The sequence below is a fragment of the Knoellia aerolata DSM 18566 genome, assembly GCF_000768695.1.
Taxonomy (GTDB): domain Bacteria; phylum Actinomycetota; class Actinomycetes; order Actinomycetales; family Dermatophilaceae; genus Knoellia; species Knoellia aerolata.
The window spans coordinates 1-963 of the sequence record NZ_AVPL01000150.1 but is presented as its reverse complement, the minus strand read 5'-3'; the positions used below and the strand labels follow the sequence as shown (position 1 = coordinate 963).

Sequence of the window (963 nt, the reverse complement as noted above, 5' to 3'; positions counted from 1 at the left end):
GGGCTGGTGGCGTCGACCCCGACGCGGTGCGTGCCGGTCCGGGAGCGGAGCGGCTCCGCGAGCTCCTCCGGGCGCGAGGGCAGACGGGCGGATGACGGCCCTGCTCGCCGCGCTCTGCGCCGTGGCCGTCCTCCTGCGGCCCGGCGGTCGGCCGCTGCCGTCGGTGCGGGCACCGGGGGTGAGGGCGTCGGCTGCGACACCCCGCCCGCACACCTCCGAGAGCGCCACTGGTCTGCGCGTGCGGCTCCGGCGGCTGGCGTCCACCGAGGTGCGCCGCAGTCGGTCGTCCCCCGGGTGGGTGGCCGAGTTCGCGGAGCTCTCCGCGGTCGGGCTCGAGGCCGGGCTCCCCAGCCTCGAGGCGGCCCGCCTCGCGTGTGCCGTCGGAGCCGGGACGTCGGCGCGGACGCGCGAGCTCGGTGAGCTCATCGCCGCTGCCGAGGCGGACTGCGGCCGGTTGGGCGAGGCGTTGCGACAGGCCGCGAAGGACGACCACGACCTCGCCCTCCTCGCCGCCGCCTGGCGACTCTCGGAGGAGCTCGGGGTGGCTTCGGCGCCGGCAGCGCGGCTGACCGCGGAGGTCCTCAGGGAGCGCGGCGCGGGAGCGGAGCGACGGACGGTGCTCGCCGCCGGGCCCCGGGCGTCGATGTGGCTGCTCACGCTGTTGCCCCTGAGTGGCCCGATCGTCGCGCTGCTCCTCGGCCTCCCCGTCGGCGACGTCTACGGCCACGGCGTGGCCGGTGCGGCTGCGCTCGCCGGCCTCAGCCTCACCGGTCTGGGCTGGGCGTGGTCGCGGCGTCTGCTCAGCAGGGCGCTGCGACCGGCGGTGGTGGGGTGATGCTGGCCGCGGCGCTCCTCCTCGTGCTCGCCGCGGTGATCGTGTGGCCCTCACCGGCGCGAAGGCCGACGGTGGCGGCCGCGGCCGTGCCGCGCAACCGGGCCGCCGCCGGACCGCGGCGGCTCGAC

At 78.5% G+C, this 963-nt stretch carries 1 protein-coding gene; it reads left to right on the top strand.

From position 1 onward, the window contains the following. Positions 1–91: 91 nt before the first annotated feature. Positions 92–835: a hypothetical protein gene (locus N801_RS20005; protein WP_052113318.1), complete on the top strand. Its 744-nt coding sequence runs from the start codon at positions 92–94 to the stop codon at positions 833–835. Positions 836–963: the final 128 nt, after the last annotated feature.

Bases quoted from the DNA above. Each gene is read 5' to 3' on its own strand.
- N801_RS20005 (WP_052113318.1), top strand. From the start codon at position 92: ATGACGGCCCTGCTCGCCGCGCTCTGCGCCGTGGCCGTCCTCCTGCGG.